The organism is Thiosocius teredinicola, from assembly GCF_002009425.1.
In the GTDB taxonomy this organism is placed as follows: Bacteria; Pseudomonadota; Gammaproteobacteria; order Chromatiales; family Chromatiaceae; genus Thiosocius; species Thiosocius teredinicola.
On sequence record NZ_CP019936.1, the window covers coordinates 179,472 to 199,932 of the forward strand.

The following is a 20,461-nucleotide window of genomic DNA, read 5'->3' on the forward strand; positions in this document are numbered from 1 at the left end:
GGTTCGGCGGGATTGATCTCTTGCGAATTTAAATCTGACCACGCGCCATGACTGACTCAAAACGCATCATCTTCGCCGGCACGCCGGACTTCTCGGTGCCACCGCTGCGCGCGCTGCTCGCGTCGCCCCACCAGGTCGTGGCCGTGTACACCCAGCCGGACCGCCCCGCCGGGCGCGGCCGCAAACTCAGCCCGAGCCCGGTCAAAGAAGTAGCGGTGGATGCCGGCATCCCGGTATACCAGCCGGTCAACTTCAAAGAGCCCGCCGATGTGGAGGCACTCAAGGCGCTCAACGCCGATCTGATGGTCGTCGTGGCCTACGGTCTGCTGCTGCCCAAATCGGTGCTCGATGCCCCGCGGCGCGGCTGCGTGAATATCCATGCCTCGGTATTGCCGCGCTGGCGTGGTGCTGCACCCATCCAGCGCGCCGTGCTGGCCGGAGACAAGGTGTCGGGCGTGACCATCATGCAGATGGAAGAAGGGCTGGACACCGGCCCGATGTACCTGATCGAAGAGGTTGAGCTGCATGACAGCGAGACCGGCGGCAGCCTGCATGATCGACTGTCGGAACTCGGGGCAGATGCGCTGATGAAGGCACTGCCGGGGATTCTCGACGGCAGTTCACGGCCCGAACCGCAGGATGACAGCCTGAGCTGTTATGCCAAAAAGTTGGACAAGTCTGAGGCCTGGATCGACTGGTCGCGGCCGGCGCAGGACATCGAGCGCCAGGTTCGCGCCTTCAATCCCTGGCCGGTGGCACAGACACGTTTCGAAGATGCCAACCTGCGTGTCTGGCGTGCCCACGCCATCGGCGGTGTTGCAGGCACGCCCGGCACCGTCATGAATGCCACGCGCAGCGGCGTCGATGTCGCTACCGGCGACGGCCTGCTGCGGATCACCGAACTGCAGCTACCGGGCAAGCGTGCCATGGGTGCGCAGGACTTCATCAATGCCAACAGTATCCAGGGCATGTTGCTTGGCTGATCCGCGTGCGACGGCGATCGGCAACATCGCGGCGGTGCTCGATGGGCGATCGCTCGATGACGTGTTGGCCGGCATGCCGCCGGCTATCGATGAGCGCGATCGCGCCTTTGTCGCCGAACTGAGCTTCGGTGTCTGTCGCTGGTACCGGCGCCTCGATGCCCTGGTCGGCCAATTGCTGAAAAAGCCGTTCAAACGCAAAGATCGCGATCTGCACCTGTTGCTGATGCTCGGCGCGTATCAGCTGTTGTACAGCCGCGTGCCGCCGCATGCCGCCGTGTCGACGACCGTCGACGTCTCGCGGCAACTCGGCAAAGGCTGGGCCAGCAAACTGGTCAATGGCGTCATGCGGCGTCTGCAACGCGAACAATCGGCATTGCAGCAAGCCATCGATGCGGACCCGGCGATTCGCCATGCGCAGCCGGACTGGCTGTACCGCGCGATTGCAGAGGCCTGGCCGCAACAAGTGGATCCGTTGATGGACGCGCTGCAACAGCGGGCACCCATGGTGCTGCGCGTCGATCTGCGGCGTACCGACCGTGCCGAGTATGCACACAAGCTCGCGGCGGCCGGCATCGCCGCCAAGCCACACGCAGGTGTTGCCAGCGCGGTGGTGCTGGATGGGCCGGTCGGCGTGGATCGACTGCCGGGATTCGCCGATGGTGAGGTGTCGGTGCAGGATGCCGGGGCTCAGTTGGCTGCGCCGTTTCTGGATTTGAAGCCGGGGCAACGCGTGCTCGATGCCTGCGCAGCACCTGGTGGCAAGACGCTGCATATCGCCCAGCATCAACCCGAGGTTCGGCTGACGGCCATCGATATCGACGAGCAGCGTCTGCAGCGTGTCGGGCAGAACCTGCAGCGAGCCGGGGTACAGGCGCAACTGTCGGTGGGTGATGCCGCACGTCCGCAGAGTACTGATTGGGGTGGTGTCATGTACGATCGCATCCTGGTCGATGCGCCATGCTCCGCCACCGGCGTCATGCGCCGTCACCCCGACATCCGTTTGCTGCGTCGCGCCGAGGACATCCCGGCCCTGGTTCGTCGTCAGTCCGATATTCTGGATGCGATGTGGTCTGTATTGGCGCCGGGTGGCCGGCTGCTGTACGCGACATGCTCTTTGTTGCCTGCCGAGAACCACGAGCAGGTGGCCGCGTTCCTGGCGCGTACGCCTGATGCAAAAGCCTGTGAATTGCCGACGAATCCCGGCACCTGTATCGGTGACGGTGTACAGTTGTTGCCGAATCGCGATGATACGGATGGATTCTTTTACGCGGCGTTGGTAAAGGCCCCCCACTCGACATGATGAAAGCACTCGTGCGCAATGTCGTTCTTGCACTGGTCGTCTGTGTGCCGCTGAGCGCGTGGGCCGACGGTGTCGAGTTCCAGCGTGTCTCGATTGCACTGGATGAAGACGACCAGATCGTGCTCGATGCCGAGATCGCTTTCGAGCTCAACGATACCGTCTCCGAGGCGCTGGAAAACGGCGTACCACTGACCTTCGAAACCCACGTCGAGATGCGGCGCGCCGATGCCTGGGCCTGGGAAAAGGATGTCGTCGAGCATCGTCTGCGCACCGTGCTGCGTTATCGGCCGCTGTCGGGACTGTACGAACTGGTAAACCTGCGCGGCGACGAACGCCTGTCGTTCGCAACGCGTGACGCCGCGCTGCGAACGCTCGGCAAGATCGTCGGCATGCCGATCGTCAAACGCGGCAAACTCGATCTCGATGAAGACTACATCGTCCGGCTCGACGTCAGCCTCGACATCGAGGCCCTGCCGCTGCCGATGCGCCCGATGGCCTATCTGACGCGCGACTGGTCGATCGTCAGCGAACCCTGGGAGTGGCGTCTGCGGCCATGAACAAACGGCGATTCGATGTCCTCGCAGCAGGGATGCTGTTCGTGTTGCTGCTGGCCTCGCTCCACCTGATCAGCGCGGCGGTGCAGCGTTCCGAGGAGTTCGGCGAATGGTTTACCCCGCTGTTGCTGTTCACCGTGGTCGGCCTGATCCTGCTGTTTGCGCTGGTCGGCTGGAACCTCTCGCAGCTGCTACGCGACTATCGCCAGCGTGTGGCCGGTTCGCGCCTGAGCGCGCGGCTCTCGGTGCTGTTCCTGGTATTGGCACTGGTGCCGGTCAGCGTCGTCTATTTCTACTCGATCCGTTTCCTGTCGACTGGAATTGACAGCTGGTTCGACCTGCAGGTGGACAGCGCGATGGAAGATGCGCTGACCCTCAGCAAGGTGTCGCTCGACCTGCACAAACGCGAACGCCTGCGTGCCACCGAGGGCATCCTGGATAACATCGAAGATACTTCGCAGACGGCGATTGCGCTGAGTATCAACGATCTGCGTGCCGACTCGGGTGCGACCGAGATGGCCCTGTTCACCACCCAGGGCAAGCTGCTCGGTTTGAGCAACGCCAACCCGGACATCCTGCTGCCGACCCCGCCCGACAGTGGCATGGTGCAGCAGGTGGTCGGAGGCCAGGACTACGTCGGCGTATTCAATGCGCAGGACGGCCGGCTGCTGGTGCGTTGCCTGGTGCTGGACAAGGCGCAACGCGGCATCGTGCTGCAAGCGCTGTATCCCGTGCCCGAGTCGCTCAGCGATCTGAGCCAGAACGTGCAGGATGCCTACGAGACGTACCGTACCCGCGCCTACATGCGCTCGCAGATCAAGTTCAGTTTTGCGCTGAGCCTTTCGCTGGTGCTGCTGCTGGGCCTGTTCGCCGCCGCGTGGGCCGCGGTGTTCACGGCACGCCGCCTGGTGCAGCCGCTCAGTGACATAGCCGAAGGTACCCGCGCCGTGGCCGAAGGCGACTATGACAAGCGCCTGCCGTTGCCGAAGGTCGAAGATGAACTCGGCTTCCTGGTGTCGTCGTTTAACTCGATGACGCGGCGCGTTGCTTTGGCGCGTAACGCGCTCGAAGAGAGCCGGCGTAAGCTGCAGGCGCAGCGCAACTACCTCGAGACCGTGCTCGGCGGTCTGTCCACGGGCGTGATGGCGCTCGATGCGGAAGGCCGCATCCAGACGGCCAACCGCGCGGCCAACCAAATCCTCGGGGTGCCATTGGTCGAACTCGAGGGGCGCGAGCTCAAGGCGCTGGGGGCGCGCAACGATGCGCTGAAACCCTTCGTCGACGGCATTATCGAAAGTCTGGAGGCCGGTGAGCGCGAGGGTCGGGCGGAGATCACCCTGTATCGCGGGGGCGGTCGCCAGGTATTGCTGTGCCGCCATTCGCCGTTGGAAACGGATCCCAGCGGCGCCGTTGGCCATGTACTGGTATTCGACGACATCACCGAACTGGTGAAGGCGCAGCGTGATGCGGCCTGGGGCGAAGTCGCGCGCCGCCTGGCGCACGAAATCAAGAATCCGTTGACGCCGATCCAGTTGTCGGCAGAACGCTTACGCCACAAATACCTGCGCAAGATGGCGCCGGAAGATGGTGCCGTGCTCGACCGCGCGACGCACACCATCGTGCAGCAGGTCGAGGCCATGAAGGCGATGGTCAACGATTTCTCCGATTATGCCAAACCCAGTAAGCTGCAGATCGAACCGCTCAAGATCGACCCCTTCCTGAACGAGGTGGTCGCGTTGTACGAGGGTGGACCGCAGCAGGTGAAGATGAATTTGAACGCGCCGGAGATGAGTATCGAGGCCGACCCGGTGCGCTTGCGCCAGGTCGTGCACAATCTTGTGAAGAATGCCGTCGAAGCGGCCGGTGACGATGGCCGTATCGAGGTCAGCAGCCGGGCGGGAGAAGAAGAAGGGAGAGATTTCGTGGAGGTTGCGGTCTGTGACAACGGCCCGGGCTTCGACCCTGAGTTGATCGGCCAGGTGTTCGAGCCCTATGTGACCAATAAAACCAAGGGTACCGGTCTTGGTCTGGCGATCGTCAAGAGGATCGTTGCCGAACACGGCGGCGTGATCCATGCCGAAAATCCGGCCGATGGCGGCGGACGCGTCGTCCTGCGTTTGCCGGCGCACAGCGATGCGCACGGTGCATCCGTAGTCGCGGCCAACGGCCTCAACGGTCACGGGGTGTCGCGATGAGTGCACCGCATATCCTGGTGGTCGATGATGAGCCGGACATCCGCGATCTGGTGCGCGATATTCTCGAAGACGAAAACTACAGCGTCGGCATCGCCGAAGACGCGGCGGCGGCACGGCGGGCATTGCGCGATCGCCGTCCGGATCTCATCTTGCTGGACATCTGGATGCCTGACACCGATGGCATCAGCCTGTTGAAGGAGTGGTCCGAGGGGCGGGGGCTGGTATGCCCGGTCATCATGATGTCGGGTCACGGGACGGTCGAGACGGCGGTCGAGGCGACCCGCTTGGGCGCTTACGATTTTCTGGAAAAGCCGTTGTCGTTGGCCAAGCTGCTGCTGACCGTCGAACGCGCGCTCGAAGCCGACCGCCTGGCACAAGAGAATGTGGGCCTCAAACGTCGTGGTCTGCCTGTTATCGAGCCGATCGGGCACAGTCCCGCGGTTCAACGCCTGCGTGAACAGGTTAAGCGGATTGCCCAGCACGACAGTTGGGTGCTGATCTCGGGAGAACCTGGCAGTGGCCGCGAAACTTTCGCCAGATACCTGCACGCCCACAGCTCGCGCAAGGACCGGCCTTTCATTGACGTCGGTGTCTCGGCGATCAGCAAAGGCAATGCGGCGCGCGAACTGTTCGGCAGTGAGGGTGAGGGCGGCACTCAGTACGGCCGACTCGAACAGGCCGCCGGCGGCACGCTGTTTCTCGATGAAGTTGCCGACATGGACCTGGAGGCGCAGGCGCAACTGGTCGGCGCACTCGATACCGGCTCTTTCCTGCGCGTCGGGGGTTCCGAGCCGGTGACGATCGATGTGCGCGTGATCGCGGCGACCCAACATGACCTGCACAAGGCTGTCGAGGAAGGCAAGTTTCGCGAAGACCTGTTCTACCAGCTCAATGTCGTGCCGTTGGTCGTACCGCCGTTGCGCGAGCATCGCGAAGACATCCCTGAGTTGCTCGAGAATGCGGTCGATCGTCTGGTCGAGCAGGACAAGCTGCCCTATCGGCGGTTTTCGATCGGCGCGCAGAACGTGCTGCGCAATCACAGCTGGCCGGGCAATATCCGCGAGTTGAAGAACCTCGTGCAGCGCGTGCTGATCTTGGGCACCGGCGATGAGATCAGTGCACAGGAAGTCGAGGCGGCCATGGGGGCAGCGCAGGCAGCCACCGCGGTCAGCGCAATACCGGGGGTGTCGTTCGATCAGCCGTTGCGCGACGCGCGCGATGCCTTCGAGAAGGCCTACCTCGAATATCAGTTCGAGAAGCATGCGGGCAACGTCAGCCAGATGGCCGACGAAGCCGGCATGGAGCGCACCCACTTGTATCGCAAGCTGCGTGATCGCGGCATCGAGATCAAGGACCGTCGCTGATGACGCCGGCCATGCGCGCGGCCAAGGCCGCCGGTATCACTATCAAGGCGCATGAATACAGTCACGACCCGGCCAACACCAACTATGGTCTGGAGGCGGCCCAGGCGCTCAATCTCGATCCGGTCCGGGTGTTCAAGACGCTGCTCGTTGCGCTGAATGGTGATCAGCGACAACTCGCCGTGGGGATCGTGCCGGTTACCGGTCAACTCGATCTCAAGGCGATGGCCAGTGCATGCAAGGTCAAGAAGGTCGAGATGGCCGAACCAAAAAATGCCGAGCGCGCCACCGGTTACATCGTCGGCGGGATCAGTCCGCTCGGTCAGAAGAAGCGTTTGCCCACGGTCCTGGACGAATCTGCGCTGTCTTATGAATCGATCTACGTCAGCGGCGGCAAGCGCGGCCTGGATATCGAGATCGCGCCGAACGACCTGCTGAAGGTGTGCGGTGCGCACACCGCGGCGATAGGCCGTGCGGCATGAATAACCCGCCCCATTGGGGCGGGTGGTTCAACGTCAGGCAGCGTATTGCGCCTTGGCGGCACGTGCCGCTTTCGCATCTTCCGGCGAATAGGCTTTGCCCGACCACAACATCTCGTAGGCGATCTCTTCGTTGCCGTTTTCGCACAGTTCCAAAACCTTTCGGAACAGCGGCTGGAAGGTATCGCTGCGATGCGACGCTTCGTGGTCTTCAAACGATCGCCAGAATGTGACGATCAACGCCTCTTTGTCTTTCAGCGGGCTGCGCACGGCCTGGCCAACTGTCGATCCCTCGTTCGAGATATCACCGCTGTTCAGTGCCACGAAGCCGCCGACGAAACCCGTATCGGAGTGATACGTTTTTACGTTTTCGCAAAGTTCGGCGACACGTTCCTGCAGGTCGTCGACCGTGTAACCGGGTTTGAGAATCACCCGGTTGACCGTCACGACGCCGTTGTACGGAAAGTTACTGATCAAACCGCTCATCAATGGCCTCCTGTATTTCGGCATATTCTTAATATCTGACTAAAACACTAAGGAATGGTTCCGCACGCTTCACCTGCCTGTCCGGCGATCGGTATGCGTACTGCCCAACGCATTGCAAAATCCAATTGTGTTTATGTCGAAACCGGGTTCGCTTTAACCGCATTCCGGCTAGAATTGGCGCCAAATACGAAGAAGTAGAATCGGACACAGTGAAGATCATCATCCTCGGCGCCGGACAGGTCGGCACAACTGTCGCGTACAACCTGTCTACCGAGGCCAACGACATCACCGTGGTGGACCAGGATTCGCACCTGTTGCGCGATCTGCAGGACCGCCTCGACATTCGCACCGTACTCGGGCAGGCATCGCACCCCGGCGTGTTGCAGCGCGCCGGCGCCGACGATGCCGACATGATCATCGCGGTTACCAACAGCGATGAAACCAACATGGTCGCCTGTCAGACCGCATGGACCCTGTTTCATACCCCGACCAAGATCGCGCGTGTGCGCGCACCCGAGTACCTGAGCCATCCGGCCTTGTTCAGCCAAGGCGCTTTGCCGATCGATGTGCTGATCAGCCCGGAACAGCTCGTGACCGATTACATCCTGCGCTTGATCGAGCATCCGGGCGCTCTGCAGGTGCTCGATTTCGCCGGCGGCCGCGTGCGCTTGGTAGCTGTGCGTGCCTATTACGGTGGTCCGTTGGTCGGGCACGAACTGCGTACGCTCAACGAGCACCTGAGCGGGGCAGAGGCACGCGTCGCGGCGATCTATCGCAAGGGACGTGCGATTCAACCGGAAGGCCACACGGTGATCGAGCCGGATGACGAGGTGTTCTTCGTCGCCGCGGCGAACAATATCCCGGCCGTCATGGCCGAACTGCGTAAGGCCGAAAAACCATTCCGCCGGCTTATCTTCGCCGGTGGCGGCAACATCGGTAAGCGCCTGGCGTCCGCGCTCGAGAACGATTACCGGGTCAAGATCATCGAGCACAACGAAGAACAGGCACGCCGGGTATCCGAAGATCTGCATCACACGATTGTGCTGCAGGGCGATGCCGCTGACGAAGACCTGCTGCTCGAAGAAAACATCGAAGACACCGACGTATTCTGCGCGGTAACCAACGACGACGAGGCCAACATCCTATCGGCCATGCTGGCCAAGCGCCTGGGTGCGCGCAAAGTCATGGCGCTGATCAACCGCGCCGCTTATGTCGACTTGGTGCATTCGGGGACTGTCGATATCGCGATCTCGCCGCAACATGCCACGATCGGCACGCTGCTGACCCACGTTCGTCGTGGCGACGTGGTCATGGTGCACTCTCTGCGGCGCGGTGCAGCCGAGGCCATCGAGGCGGTAGCGCATGGCGACAAGGTGTCGTCACGCGTGGTCGGGCGTGCGGTCGAAGACGTGAAGCTGCCCGCTGGCACCAGCATCGGCGCGATCGTACGCGGTGATCAGGTCATCATCGCGCACCACGATACCGTGATCGAATCCGAAGACCACGTGATCCTGTTCCTCACCGACAAGCGGCGCATCACCGATGTAGAGCGCCTGTTCCAGGTCGGCATCACCTTTCTCTGATCGCCATGTCATTTGCCGCCGTTCAGCGCATCCTTGGCCTGCTGCTGACTGTGTTCAGCTTCACTTTGGTGCCGCCGTTCATCGTGTCGCTGTTTGCGCAGGACGGTGCGTCGACGGCGTTCGCGATGGCGTTTGCGCTGACCTTGGTCGTCGGCTTCATCAGCTGGTTCCCGGTGCGCAACGTGCGCCGCGAGCTGCGGTTGCGCGACGGGTTCGTGGTCGTGGTGATGTTTTGGACCGTGCTGTCGGCCATCGGGGCGTTGCCCTTCGTGCTTGCCGATCATCCTCACCTGTCGATCACCGACGCCGTGTTCGAGTCGATATCCGGGCTGACCACGACTGGCGCGACCGTGATCACCACCCTCGAAGGGCTGCCCAAATCGATTCTGTATTATCGGCAGCAGCTGCAGTGGCTGGGCGGCATGGGCATCATCGTGTTGGCGGTCGCCGTACTGCCGATGCTCGGTATCGGTGGCATGCAGTTGTACCGTGCCGAAACGCCCGGGCCGATGAAGGACAACAAGCTGACCCCGAGGATCACCGAGACGGCCAAGGCGTTGTGGTACATCTATCTCGGGCTAACGGTTGCCTGCGGTGTGGCCTATTGGCTGGCCGGTATGAGCGCGTTTGATGCGGTCGGCCATGCCTTTTCGACGGTCGCCATCGGTGGTTTCTCGACCCACGATACCAGCATGGGCTACTTCAACAGCCCATTAATCGACATGATTGCGGTCGTGTTCATGTTGCTCGCCGGCGTGAACTTCTCGCTGCATTTCATCGCTATCCGGTATCGCAGCATCACCGGCTATTTTCACGATGCCGAGTTCCGCTTCTACCTGCTGCTGATCGGAATCGTCAGTTGCATCACGATTCTCGGCCTGTATTTCACCGGCACCTACGAGACCTGGCCCGACGCGATCGTCAATGGCCTGTTCCAGGCGGTATCGATCGGCACGACCGCAGGTTTCACCACCGCGGAGTACTACAACTGGCCGGGCTTCCTGGCGATTCTGTTGTTGTTTTCCAGCTTCGTCGGAGGTTGTGCCGGTTCGACCGGGGGCGGCATCAAAGTCATTCGTCTGTTGCTGCTGGTCAAGCAGGGGATGCGGGAGATCACCCGCCTCGTGCACCCGAGTGCACATATCCCTGTCAGGGTTGGTAGCAAGACGGTCAGCTCGCGCGTCGTCGAAGCGGTGTGGGGATTTTTCGCGCTGTATGTCGCCAGCTTCACCGTGATGTACCTGGCCTTGGCGACAACAGGTCTCGACCTGATGACGGCCTTCAGTGCGGTGGCAGCCACCATCAACAACCTCGGCCCCGGACTTGGCAGCGTCGGCGCCCACTTCGCCTACATGCACGATCCGGGAAAATGGATTTTGTGTTTCTCGATGTTGCTGGGGCGCCTGGAGATCTTCACCCTGCTGGTATTGTTGACACCGGCCTTTTGGCGCAAGTGAGCATTCTGTTTGGCTTCGCAGCGCAGGCGGCCACTGTCATACGCCGGCTGAGAACGCAAGAATTTCGCTCGACTGCTGCTTGAGCCGGCGGGTCATTTGCGCGGGCAAAAAACCGATCAGTTGCACCCTCGTGAATGCCCTCGGCCGCATATCCGCACGCGGCGTTCGTAGTATCCTCCACTCCATGAGCAAGAAACCGCCTTTCATCCTGGTCGACGGGTCTTCGTACCTGTTTCGTGCCTTCCACGCCCTGCCTCCGCTGACCAACAGTCAAGGCGAACCTACCGGCGCAACGGTGGGAGTGATCAACATGCTGCGCAAGCTGATCGCAGACTATCAACCGACACACATAGCAGTAGTGTTCGACCCGCCCGGCAAGACGTTCCGTGACGACCTGTATCCCGAATACAAGGCCAATCGCCCGGAGATGCCCGAGGATCTGCGATCACAGATCGAGCCCACGCTCGACATCATTCGCGCAATGGGCTTGCCGCTGCTGATCGTGGAAGGTGTTGAGGCCGACGATGTGATCGGCACGCTCGCACGTCAAGCCACAGAGCAGGGTGTCGAAACGCTCGTGTCGACTGGCGATAAGGACATGGCGCAACTGGTCAACAAGCATGTCACGTTGATCAACACGATGACCAACAAGGTTACGGACGAAGATGGCGTGGTAGAAAAATTCGGTGTCCGTCCTGACCAGATCATCGATTTTCTGGCCCTGACCGGTGACAGCGTCGACAACATCCCGGGTGTTCCCAAATGCGGGCCGAAGACGGCAGCCAAATGGCTTGCTCAATACGACACGCTCGACGCGGTGATGGAGCATGCAGAAGAGGCCAAGGGCAAGATCGGCGAGAGCCTGCGCGCGAGTCTCGACTTTCTGCCGCTATCGCGCACGTTGACGACGATCAAGACCGATGTCGAGCTGGATGAAGCGCCCGGCGATCTGCAGCCGCACGACGGAGACAAGTCTGCCTTGCGCCGGCACTATGAACGCCTGGAGTCGCGGCGCCTGCTGGCCAGCCTGGACGATGGCGACACAGACGACGGTGAGTCAATGCCCGTCGCGGCCGACGCCGACTATGAAACGGTGCTCGATGCCAAGTCACTCGACGCTTGGTTGAAGAAGCTCAAGTCGGCTGATCTTTTCGCCTTCGATACCGAGACCACCAGCCTCAACTACATGGTGGCGGAAGTCGTCGGGGTTTCGTTTGCCGTTGAGGCCGGCAAAGCGGCCTATGTGCCGCTCGCCCACAGCTACCCGGGTGCCCCCGACCAACTCGGCCGCGATGAGGTGCTGAACAAGCTCAAGCCCATACTCGAAGCGAAAAAGTACGCAAAGGTCGGTCAGAACCTGAAGTATGACAAGAGCGTGCTCGCAAACCATGGCATCGACTTGGTCGGCATCGCGTACGACACGATGCTTGAGTCCTACGTGTTGAATGCAGGGACCGGTCGACACGACATGGACACCTTGGCCGAGCGTTACCTCAATCACAAGACCATCCATTTCGAAGATATCGCCGGCAAAGGCGCGAAGCAGCTGACCTTCGATCAGATTCCACTCGACCAGGCTGGGCCTTACGCGGCGGAAGACGCCGACATCACGCTGCGCCTGCACCAGACCATGTGGCCTCAGCTTGAGAAAGAGCCATCGCTGCGCTCGGTGCTGAAGGACATTGAGGTGCCTTTGCTCAGCGTGTTGTCACGCATTGAACGTACAGGTGTGCGGCTCGATACCAAGATGCTCAACCGTCAGAGTCAGGAATTGGCGAAGCGTATGCACGAGTTGGAGCAGCAGGCCTACAAAATCGCCGGACGTAACTTCAACATGGGCTCACCGAAGCAGATCGGCCAGATCTTCTTTGAAGAACTCGAGCTGCCGGTAATTGCCAAGACGCCGAAAGGCGCGCCATCTACGGCAGAGTCGGTTTTGCAGGAGCTGGCCGACCAAGGGCACGAGTTACCTCAGGTTATCCTGGAGCATCGCGGCCTGGCCAAGCTGCGCTCGACCTATACCGAGAAACTGCCCGAGCTGGTCAATCCGCAGACCGGGCGCTTACACACCAGTTATCACCAGGCAGTCGCAGCGACCGGACGTCTGAGCTCATCCGATCCGAATCTGCAGAACATTCCGGTGCGTAGCGATGAGGGTCGCAAGATCCGGCGCGCCTTCATACCTGAAGAAGGTTGGAAGATGTTGGCGGCCGACTACTCACAGATTGAGTTGCGCATCATGGCGCACCTGTCTGGCGACGAGGGATTGCTGAAGGCGTTTGCTGCGGGCGAAGACATCCACCGGGCAACGGCCGCCGAGGTGTTCGGTGCAGACAGCCCGGAGGCGGTCACCAGCGATCAGCGCAGGTCGGCCAAGGCGATCAACTTCGGCCTGATCTACGGTATGTCGGCATTCGGCCTGGCGAAACAGCTGGGTATCGAACGTGGCGCGGCACAGGAGTATGTCGACCTGTACTTTGCCCGTTATCCCGGCGTAAAGGAGTTCATGGAAAGCACGCGCGAGCAGGCGCGTAAGCAGGGCTACGTCGAAACGTTGTTTGGCCGACGTCTCTACCTGCCGGATATCAATGCGCGCAACCAGCAGGTACGTTCCGGTGCAGAACGTACCGCGATCAATGCGCCGATGCAGGGGACGGCCGCCGATATCATCAAGCGGGCGATGCTCGCAGTCGACGATTGGATCGTTGCGAAGCAGCCGCCGGTCAGGATGTTGATGCAGGTGCACGACGAACTGGTGTTCGAGGTGAAGCAATCGGAGGTCGATAAGGCAGGCAAGAAGATCCGCGACCTGATGCAGGGCGCTGCCGAACTCAAGGTGCCGTTGCTGGTCGATGTGGGTGTCGGCGACAACTGGGACGAGGCCCACTAGTCGGTCAACCTACATTGAGCGTCGACACCGTAGGATATTGCGGGCACCTTTGCACAAGGTTGCCCGCATCCACTCATCGCTCAGCGTGGCGCTCGCGGCGTTCTCGGCGCCAGTCCCTTCTGTCTTGACGCTCTTGCTTGTTTACCCGCGGATGGTTTCTACGCTGCTCGTGTCGCTCGTTATTCTTTGGTCTATGCTGCGCTCTGACGGGGGCGACGGGCGCTTTGCGCGGAGACGAATTGTCACGCGAGTGATGTCGACGCTCCTTGGCTTCGAGCGGACCGAACGCTGCGCGTTGCCGTCTTTCCATGCGATCGTCGCCACGCCGCTGTTGCTTGTTGCGGTTGCCCTTGTCTTGGCGGTTGCGCACGTCTTTCTGCTGCCGCTCCCGATGTGACCGCCCGTCTGCGCGATTACGCTGTCGTTCGTGCCGGTCTCTGTCGCGTCGCGATTCGCGATTTCGGTTGTCGGCGCGCTGGCGATGATCGTTGTCGCGTCGATGGCTACGTCTATCGCGGTCGTGGCCCTGCCGATGCGACGAAGCATTATCGCGGTGTGAGCGCCGATCGCGATCGTGACTGGAGTGCTTGGAGTAGTTGAAGATCAGCGCTGAGCCGGGAAAAGAACTGCCGTAATAGTCGTCATGACCACGGTCGTAGTAGTCGCGACGCGAATAGCCGTGGTCGTGGTAACCGTCATAGTGCGAATTGTAGTGGCCACCGTAGCCTGCTCCCATGGTCGTTACGCAGCCTCCGAGGCCAAGCGACAGCAGGCTCAGTACGACGATCGACCGCAGGGCCGTGCGGTGATGCGGTAGCGGTGTGTTCATGCCATTCTCCTCTGCACAGCGCAAATCTCTGGCTGATCGGTACGCCACGCTGTGTCGCCCGCTTGTAAGAGCCATCGAGCACGTGCCGTTTTGCTGCGCGTAGTTTGTTGTTTGACGTAGGGTCAGCTTATGGAGTGGAAGCTGAACAGCCGCTGAATAGTGGCTGGACGGATGTGACCGGGTTCGCGCTTGACGGGACCGGTCACGGTCGGCGTGGCAATGTCTGCGATGGCAGTGGGGTGGGGGTCAGTCGGATGGCGGAGTCGTCAACTCGAACCATGCATCGAGCTTGGCATGTGCCTGGTCGATGCCGTCGCGTTTCAGCGAAGAAAACGTCTGCGCGCTGAAACGCTCATCCATATTCTTCAGGTCTTTTTTCAGCTTGAGCAAGGTACTGGATGCCGGGCCTCTCTTGAGTTTGTCGGCCTTGGTCAGCAACACATGCACAGGCAAGGCAATGTGCTTCGCCCAGTTCAGCATCTCCAGGTCGAATTCTTTCAATGGATGGCGGATATCCATCATCAACATCAGGCCGCGCAGGCATTTGCGTTCCTCGAGATAGCTCGCCAGCGTGCCCTGCCATTCACGCTTGATGCCTTCCGACACCTTGGCATACCCGTAGCCCGGCAGGTCGACGATGCGCCGTTGCTCGTCAACCGCAAAGAAGTTCAGAAGCTGGGTGCGCCCGGGCGTTTTGCTGGTGCGCGCCAGCGTCTTCTGATCGCAGATGGCGTTGATCGCGCTCGATTTCCCGGCATTCGAGCGCCCAGCGAACGCCACCTCGTAGCCGCTGTCGTCCGGTGCCTGGTGCAGTTTCGCGGCGCTGGTCAGAAACGCCGTCTGTCGATAGATCGGGTTCACGTCGATTCGGATGCGCTACGCCGCCAATGGCCCGATTTGCCGCCGACTTTTTCCTCGAGCTGGACCTGCTCGATCACCATGCCGCGGTCGACCGCCTTGCACATGTCGTACACGGTCAGCAATGCGACCTGGACAGCGCACAGGGCCTCCATCTCGACACCGGTCTTGCCGTGGGTCTTTGCCGTCGCCTCGCAGCGAATGCGCTGCTGATCCACCAGCGGTGTGAAGTCGATCGATACCTTGGTCAGCGGTAGCGGGTGGCATAGGGGAACAAGGTCGCTGGTACGCTTGGCGCCCATGATGCCGGCGATTCGCGCCACGCCAAGTACGTCGCCTTTCTTGTGCCCACCTTCGAGGATCATCGCCAGCGTCTCTGCCTGCATCCGGATAAACCCGCTGGCGATCGCGACCCGTTCCGTGACGGCTTTGTCGCCAACGTCGACCATGTGCGCCTGGCCGTCGGCATCGAAATGGGTGAACCGGTCGCTCATTGAACGCGGTCCCGATACTCGAGTGATTTGGGTATTTCGTGTTGCTCGAACCGCATGCTCTCAAGATCGCCCATCACCCAGGTGGCCGGCGCCTGACCGACACCGCCGATGGTGCCGGGATTGACGACGTGCGTCGTCCCGCCCTTGCAGTTCTTCTGTTCGAGGATGTCGACCTTGTGACTGTGGCCGCAGCACACCAGATCCCAGTCGCCGGTTGCCGCCATGGCGCGTGCATAGTGTGGGTAGTGCACAAGAAAGATGCGTCTGCCGGCCAGCTCGATGCCCGCGTCCATGCCGTGAAAGCGCACGACGCCGCCGGGTTTGTGCGCCAGTTGGGTCAGGGCGTACAGGTCACCGGTGTTGTTGCCGTGGATGACGTGCACCGGCAGGCCGTACTTTTCCAGGCAATGCAGTGTGCTCGGCGCGACCAGATCGCCACAGTGCAACACGGCCTCGGCGCCAGCTGCCTTGGCATCGGCGACGGCGGCGTCGATCAGCGCGATATGGTCATGGCTGTCGGAAAGAATGCATACCTTCATGGGTGACAACATCTATGCGGCGGAATAGCGCGTATCGTACCGTAATTCCGGCCACCCGGCGGCGAAGCCGGCTGGTCCATAACCGCTTTAAGGCAGCAGGAAAGCCAGTGCCGAGGCGACCAGTTGCACCAACAGCATGGCGCCCTGATAGCGGAGGAGCCGCATTGCGCCCTCGATTCGGGCGTCCAGCGAGCGCGGCGGATCGGTGTCGCGGCCTATTTTCCGGTCGAATGCGGCCATGTCGGCGTGTGGGTCTGTGCCTGTCTTCCACTGATTGGCCCAGCGATGGAAGACGGTTGCATCAAACTGGGTTCTGGCGGCGAGATAGAGCTGAGCGGCCCCGGCAGCGATCGACACGACCAGCCAGGCGGTGTTGCTCGCAAGGCCAGCGACGCCGACCGCGATGAACGCCAGCACGCCGGCCAGTATCGAGACCAGTGCCAGCCATGCGCCGTTTCGCAGTCGCCGGGCAGTCTGCGCGGCCCGCGCTGCGTGCTGATCGGTGCTCATTGAAGACGATGGTGACATCAGGGCATCGCTGGTGACTGCTGCTGCACTGCCGTCCTGAGGTTGTCGATCCACTTGGCGCCCAGCACCACCTGCGGGCGTTGTTCCCTCACATGTTGCAAAGCCGTCTCCCAGCAGTGCGTCCGACCGCTCACACACAACCATGCGGCGACCGCCAGCGCGCTGCGTGAATAGCCAAGTGCACAGCTCACCAACAGGTTGCCGCCGGCACGATGCAGGCGCTCGATGTGCGCGGCTGCTTCGCGCAATTGCGTCGGGGTTGGCGGCACCAGGTCGAGCATCGGCACATTGGCGACATGCGCGATGCCTGTCGGCGGATTGAGTTCCGCAGTGAGGTCGACAAACGCAGTGAAACCGAGCCGTGCGAATTCGTCTCCGGTCGGGAAGCGGCCGAGCCACACCCCCTCTGTGATGTGACTAGGCTCGGGTTTGCGCCATGTCCATAGCCGTGAATTGATCCAGGCGGCCAGATGATAGGGGGCCAACAGCACGGCGACGGCGATGCTCTGCCTGGTGCGCGTTTTCTGAAAGCCTCGTTCGCCACTCCAGGCGTAGATCACCGCGACCATGGCCAGCGAAACGGCGGGCCACAGTGACCACAGTGCCACGCCGCCGAACAATGCCATGGCGCCGAAGATCATGCTGCCGATGGCGTAGTAGCTGGCGAGACGCCGGTGTCGTTCGGTTGGTACCACACCGCGTCTTAGCGGGCTTTGTTGTGTATCGGGCCAAAGCCACAGGCAGACAAAGCCGAGCAGGGCGCCGGTCGGCACGTCGATGAAGTGATGCTGGTAGGTCGTCAGCACGGAGACCGCGATCAGGATAGCCCAGGCATTGATCAACCAACGCCAGTAGCGCGTGACATGCGCGGCGAAACTGTGCCAGATGATGACCAGCAATGCGATATGCAGAGAGGGCGCCTGGTTATAAGGCTGATCGAAGGCGGCCAGGGCGTCGAACCACAAGCCGAAGAACCCATCGACCGGCGGTTTATCAAAACTGTATTGCAGTGGGAACAGTACGAAACAGGCCACAGCTATGAGCTGTGCCGTCAATAGCCGCAGTGCATGTCGATCCACCTCACGGCGTGTGCGGCACAGCAGAAACGATAGGCCGTACAGCAGGTCGATTGACCAGTAGGGCACGATGGTCCAGGCCCAAAACGGAATCTGCTGCTCCCAGCCGAACACGATGCTGGTCGTGATCTGGCGTTCGGCAGCCAATTGGTTGGACCATCCATAGCTGATGAAGAACAGCGGGCCGAGCAGCGCGAGCCAGGCGAGGCTGCGCCCCCACTGAATGGCATACCCTTGTTTGCCATCCATCGGGTTCACGCTGTAACCCGGCGCGCCAGGCCGACGGTGAAGATGCCCCATTCGTCGATGCGTTGTTCGATCTTCTCGAAACCGGCATCGCGCACCAACTGATCCATCTCGGCGGTCGTGCGGCGACGCATCACCCAGGCGGCGCCATCGCGGTGGCTGGTCAATGCCCGGGCAATCATCTCCAGTTGCGGATGCCAGGGTTGGCCGGTGTAGATCAGGTAGCCACCGGGTTCGACAGCACTGGCCATGCCGGCGAGCGACCGTCGGACCAGGTCGTTGTCGGGAAAGAGTTCGTACAGCCCCGAAACGATGCCGATCGTGGTTGCCGGTTGGGCGGCCGCCACCGAATCAGTGTCGAAGGCGTCGCCTTGTTCAAAGTGCGCGATGTCGCCGAGATGTTTTTGCTCGACCATCCGTTGGCCCGCCTCGACATTCATGTCGCTGAAATCGCGCAAGACGATGGCGTCGGGTTTGCCGCTGTCTGCGGTGAGCGCGTCGAGAACATAGCGTCCGTGTCCGGCCGCGATATCAAGCACCTTGACCGCGCGATCCTGGTCGCGCAGATGTTGCATGGCGGCGCGGATCAACTCGCCGATGTGTACCTTGCGCCGCCGAATGCCTTTCCAGCCGACGGCGTCGAGATAGTTGCGATCGATCATCCTCCCCAGCGGTGTCAGTCCGTTCACCTGGTTGCGGTAGACATAGTCGAGCGTACTACCGGAGTCGAAGCCGGTACGTTGTCCTAGCGAAACGCCTTCAGACAGCATGCCGGACCAAGTGAGTCCCTTGCGGTACAGGTTCCAGCCGATGCCCCGCAATGATCGCGGAGGTAGCGGTGCGGCAAGGCGTTCGGCTTCGTCGAACGTATAGCCATGTTTGTGTGCATCGCTGAAATCGACGGCAGGTGCCGGGTCGTCGAACTGACGCAGAATGAAGTCACGCGCTTGGCGCACCGCCCGTTCGCGGCCATCTTCCCCGAACGTGTCGTGAAAGAAGCCGTCGAGCACGTGCTTTTCTTTGACAGGGCTGCCCAAGCGGTCAAAGAAATCGTGCTGGGGTTTATGGTGCACGACCCAATCGGCGCCTGAGATCAGTAGCTGTGTCGGCACCGTGATGGCTTGCGCGTCTGCCACCAGGCGTTCGGCGGCTCGGTACAGGCCGAGCAGGATATTGACCGAGATCGGTCGCGAGATCAGCGGGTCTTTGTCATAGCTCGCCTGGCGCGCCTTGTCGTGGGTGAGAAACGAGGATTTGACGTAGCTGTTGACGAAGAAGTTGCCTTTGATGCGCTGCAGAAGGCGCAGCCCCGGGCGTGCGAACGGGACATAGAGTTTTACCTTGAATGCCGGCGAGGCAAGCACCAGCGAGCGGATCGGCGGTGCATAGTCATGTACCCAGGTGGCCGCAAGCACGGCGCCGACACTCTGCGCGACCACCGCGATATCGCGTGTGGCGACCGCGTGGTGTGCGTTGATGTGATCGATGAAGGTCTGGATGTCACGCACCGAGGTGCCGACGCTTGGTGAATAGCCGCGTTTGCCGGGCGAGCGGCCGTGGCCGCGGGCGTCCCAGGCGAACACGTCGAGGTCCGGTAGCTTCAGTTCATCGGCCAGATGGGCCATTCGTCCTGAGTGCTCGTGACCGCGATGAAACATCACCACTGCGCCGCGGCGGGTTCCGGTCGCTGGCCAGTGACGGTAGAAAAGCTCGACGCCGTCGTGGGTTGTGAAGCTGCATTCTGTTACGGGACGTTCGCTCAGCGCGTTCATGAAGACACCTGCCTTGGTTTGACGGACCGCTTTGGGGCCCGCTTCGCGTTTTAAGTTGTGCAGAGCATAGCTATCGGCGGCCGAGCCGGCGCGAACTTTGCAAAAAGTTGCGCATCGCGATACCTGTCGGTGTGAGCGGCAGGACTTGCGGAAGATTCAGCAGGACACCGGGCTGCAAAAAGAAACGCCCATGCGATGCACGGGCGTTTCATTTGGCAGATGGACAGAGGGCTATCAGAAAGCCGGTCTTTCCGGCGCCTCTTTGTACATCTGCACGCTGTCCATGATCTCTTTTTTCGCCTCGTCGATGCCGTACCAGCCGTCAACGCGCACCCACTTGCCTTCGTCGAGGTCTTTGTAATGCTCGAAGAAGTGCGAAATCTTGTTGAGTACGTCGCCCGGCAGGTCGCGGAAGGTTTCCACGCCGCGGTAGGCCTTGCTGAGTTTGTCGACCGGCACGGCGAGCACCTTGGCGTCGTCACCGGATTCATCGGTCATCTTCAGCACGCCGACCGGACGGCACTTGATGACGGAACCGGAGATCAGCGGGTGCGGCGTCAGCACGAGCACGTCGACCGGGTCGCCGTCTTTCGACAGGGTGTGCGGCACGTAGCCGTAGTTGCACGGGTAGTACATCGCCGTCGACATGAAACGATCGACGAACATGGCGCCGGTCTCTTTGTCGAGCTCGTATTTGACCGGATCGGAGTTGGCCGGGATCTCGATGATGACGTTGATTTGATTGGGCACATCGCCCTTGCTCACGCGGTCGAGGTTCATGCGCGTTTCCTTGGGATTCTTAGTTGCAGATTCTGAACGGCCCGGACTCGG

At 61.3% G+C, this 20,461-nt stretch carries 18 protein-coding genes; 9 read left to right on the top strand and 9 right to left on the bottom strand.

Going from position 1 to position 20,461, the window contains the following annotated elements; genetic code table 11:
• The first annotated feature begins 47 nt into the window (after window positions 1-47).
• The 6 genes from fmt to ybaK are packed head-to-tail and all read left to right on the top strand — an operon-like array spanning window position 48 to window position 6,875.
• Window positions 48-983, top strand: coding sequence for a methionyl-tRNA formyltransferase (gene fmt, locus B1781_RS00840; RefSeq protein WP_078117868.1), 936 nt, complete (start codon window positions 48-50; stop codon window positions 981-983).
• Window positions 976-2,283 (top strand): 16S rRNA (cytosine(967)-C(5))-methyltransferase RsmB, encoded by a 1,308-nt coding sequence (gene rsmB / locus B1781_RS00845; protein ID WP_334223838.1) that lies wholly within the window; start codon window positions 976-978, stop codon window positions 2,281-2,283. Before fmt ends, rsmB begins: the two co-directional genes overlap by 8 nt.
• Window positions 2,280-2,840: a DUF4390 domain-containing protein gene (locus B1781_RS00850; protein WP_078117870.1), complete on the top strand. Its 561-nt coding sequence runs from the start codon at window positions 2,280-2,282 to the stop codon at window positions 2,838-2,840. Before rsmB ends, B1781_RS00850 begins: the two co-directional genes overlap by 4 nt.
• Entirely contained in the window at window positions 2,837-5,032 is a 2,196-nt protein-coding gene (locus B1781_RS00855) for an ATP-binding protein (RefSeq protein WP_078117871.1), read from the top strand. The genes B1781_RS00850 and B1781_RS00855 overlap by 4 nt, the downstream gene beginning before the upstream one ends.
• A complete protein-coding gene (locus B1781_RS00860; RefSeq protein ID WP_078117872.1) occupies window positions 5,029-6,396 on the top strand; it encodes a sigma-54-dependent transcriptional regulator in 1,368 nt (455 codons plus the stop codon). Before B1781_RS00855 ends, B1781_RS00860 begins: the two co-directional genes overlap by 4 nt.
• The gene (ybaK, locus tag B1781_RS00865; protein ID WP_078117873.1) at window positions 6,396-6,875 is read left to right on the top strand and encodes a Cys-tRNA(Pro) deacylase; all 480 of its coding nucleotides are present in this window, start codon (window positions 6,396-6,398) and stop codon (window positions 6,873-6,875) included. Before B1781_RS00860 ends, ybaK begins: the two co-directional genes overlap by 1 nt.
• A 33-nt stretch (window positions 6,876-6,908) precedes the next feature.
• On the opposite strand, the gene B1781_RS00870 is transcribed toward ybaK, so the two are convergent.
• Window positions 6,909-7,358, bottom strand: a complete 450-nt coding sequence (locus tag B1781_RS00870) for a ligand-binding protein SH3 (protein WP_078117874.1) — start codon at window positions 7,356-7,358, stop codon at window positions 6,909-6,911.
• 209 nt (window positions 7,359-7,567) lie between these two features.
• Here B1781_RS00870 and trkA point away from each other — a divergent pair, with 209 nt between their 5' ends.
• From trkA to polA, 3 genes are all read left to right on the top strand, one after another.
• Complete coding sequence (trkA, locus tag B1781_RS00875) at window positions 7,568-8,941, top strand: Trk system potassium transporter TrkA (RefSeq protein ID WP_078117875.1); 1,374 nt, start codon at window positions 7,568-7,570, stop codon at window positions 8,939-8,941.
• 5 nt (window positions 8,942-8,946) lie between these two features.
• On the top strand, window positions 8,947-10,398 hold the full coding sequence (locus tag B1781_RS00880) for a TrkH family potassium uptake protein (protein WP_078117876.1): 1,452 nt from the start codon (window positions 8,947-8,949) through the stop codon (window positions 10,396-10,398).
• A gap of 184 nt (window positions 10,399-10,582) precedes the next feature.
• Window positions 10,583-13,288, top strand: coding sequence for a DNA polymerase I (gene polA, locus B1781_RS00885; RefSeq protein WP_078117877.1), 2,706 nt, complete (start codon window positions 10,583-10,585; stop codon window positions 13,286-13,288).
• A gap of 73 nt (window positions 13,289-13,361) precedes the next feature.
• Here polA and B1781_RS00890 read toward each other — a convergent pair whose 3' ends face one another.
• From B1781_RS00890 to ppa, 8 genes are all read right to left on the bottom strand, one after another.
• Window positions 13,362-14,117: a hypothetical protein gene (locus B1781_RS00890; protein ID WP_078117878.1), complete on the bottom strand. Its 756-nt coding sequence runs from the start codon at window positions 14,115-14,117 to the stop codon at window positions 13,362-13,364.
• Window positions 14,118-14,363: 246 nt separating this feature from the next.
• Window positions 14,364-14,978, bottom strand: coding sequence for a ribosome biogenesis GTP-binding protein YihA/YsxC (gene yihA, locus B1781_RS00895; RefSeq protein ID WP_078117879.1), 615 nt, complete (start codon window positions 14,976-14,978; stop codon window positions 14,364-14,366).
• Window positions 14,975-15,469, bottom strand: a complete 495-nt coding sequence (gene moaC, locus B1781_RS00900) for a cyclic pyranopterin monophosphate synthase MoaC (protein ID WP_078117880.1) — start codon at window positions 15,467-15,469, stop codon at window positions 14,975-14,977. The genes yihA and moaC overlap by 4 nt, the downstream gene beginning before the upstream one ends.
• Window positions 15,466-16,008, bottom strand: a complete 543-nt coding sequence (locus B1781_RS00905; protein WP_078117881.1) for a metallophosphoesterase family protein — start codon at window positions 16,006-16,008, stop codon at window positions 15,466-15,468. The genes moaC and B1781_RS00905 overlap by 4 nt, the downstream gene beginning before the upstream one ends.
• Before the next feature lie 87 nt (window positions 16,009-16,095).
• On the bottom strand, window positions 16,096-16,518 hold the full coding sequence (locus B1781_RS00910; protein ID WP_078117882.1) for a hypothetical protein: 423 nt from the start codon (window positions 16,516-16,518) through the stop codon (window positions 16,096-16,098).
• A gap of 17 nt (window positions 16,519-16,535) precedes the next feature.
• Window positions 16,536-17,861: a phosphatase PAP2/dual specificity phosphatase family protein gene (locus tag B1781_RS00915; RefSeq protein ID WP_078121859.1), complete on the bottom strand. Its 1,326-nt coding sequence runs from the start codon at window positions 17,859-17,861 to the stop codon at window positions 16,536-16,538.
• 5 nt (window positions 17,862-17,866) lie between these two features.
• The gene (locus tag B1781_RS00920; RefSeq protein ID WP_078117883.1) at window positions 17,867-19,630 is read right to left on the bottom strand and encodes a bifunctional alpha/beta hydrolase/class I SAM-dependent methyltransferase; all 1,764 of its coding nucleotides are present in this window, start codon (window positions 19,628-19,630) and stop codon (window positions 17,867-17,869) included.
• 234 nt (window positions 19,631-19,864) lie between these two features.
• A complete protein-coding gene (gene ppa, locus B1781_RS00925) occupies window positions 19,865-20,410 on the bottom strand; it encodes an inorganic diphosphatase (protein WP_078117884.1) in 546 nt (181 codons plus the stop codon).
• Between the last annotated feature and the right edge of the window lie 51 nt (window positions 20,411-20,461).

Coding starts and splice junctions, on each gene's coding strand:
- fmt (WP_078117868.1), top strand. CDS start 48: ATGACTGACTCAAAACGCATCATCTTCGCCGGCACGCCGGACTTCTCG.
- B1781_RS00915 (WP_078121859.1), bottom strand. CDS start 17,861: ATGGATGGCAAACAAGGGTATGCCATTCAGTGGGGGCGCAGCCTCGCC.
- B1781_RS00880 (WP_078117876.1), top strand. CDS start 8,947: ATGTCATTTGCCGCCGTTCAGCGCATCCTTGGCCTGCTGCTGACTGTG.
- B1781_RS00870 (WP_078117874.1), bottom strand. CDS start 7,358: ATGAGCGGTTTGATCAGTAACTTTCCGTACAACGGCGTCGTGACGGTC.
- ppa (WP_078117884.1), bottom strand. CDS start 20,410: ATGAACCTCGACCGCGTGAGCAAGGGCGATGTGCCCAATCAAATCAAC.
- B1781_RS00910 (WP_078117882.1), bottom strand. CDS start 16,518: ATGAGCACCGATCAGCACGCAGCGCGGGCCGCGCAGACTGCCCGGCGA.
- moaC (WP_078117880.1), bottom strand. CDS start 15,469: ATGAGCGACCGGTTCACCCATTTCGATGCCGACGGCCAGGCGCACATG.
- polA (WP_078117877.1), top strand. CDS start 10,583: ATGAGCAAGAAACCGCCTTTCATCCTGGTCGACGGGTCTTCGTACCTG.
- B1781_RS00920 (WP_078117883.1), bottom strand. CDS start 19,630: ATGAACGCGCTGAGCGAACGTCCCGTAACAGAATGCAGCTTCACAACC.
- B1781_RS00860 (WP_078117872.1), top strand. CDS start 5,029: ATGAGTGCACCGCATATCCTGGTGGTCGATGATGAGCCGGACATCCGC.
- B1781_RS00850 (WP_078117870.1), top strand. CDS start 2,280: ATGATGAAAGCACTCGTGCGCAATGTCGTTCTTGCACTGGTCGTCTGT.
- B1781_RS00855 (WP_078117871.1), top strand. CDS start 2,837: ATGAACAAACGGCGATTCGATGTCCTCGCAGCAGGGATGCTGTTCGTG.
- B1781_RS00905 (WP_078117881.1), bottom strand. CDS start 16,008: ATGAAGGTATGCATTCTTTCCGACAGCCATGACCATATCGCGCTGATC.
- B1781_RS00890 (WP_078117878.1), bottom strand. CDS start 14,117: ATGAACACACCGCTACCGCATCACCGCACGGCCCTGCGGTCGATCGTC.
- ybaK (WP_078117873.1), top strand. CDS start 6,396: ATGACGCCGGCCATGCGCGCGGCCAAGGCCGCCGGTATCACTATCAAG.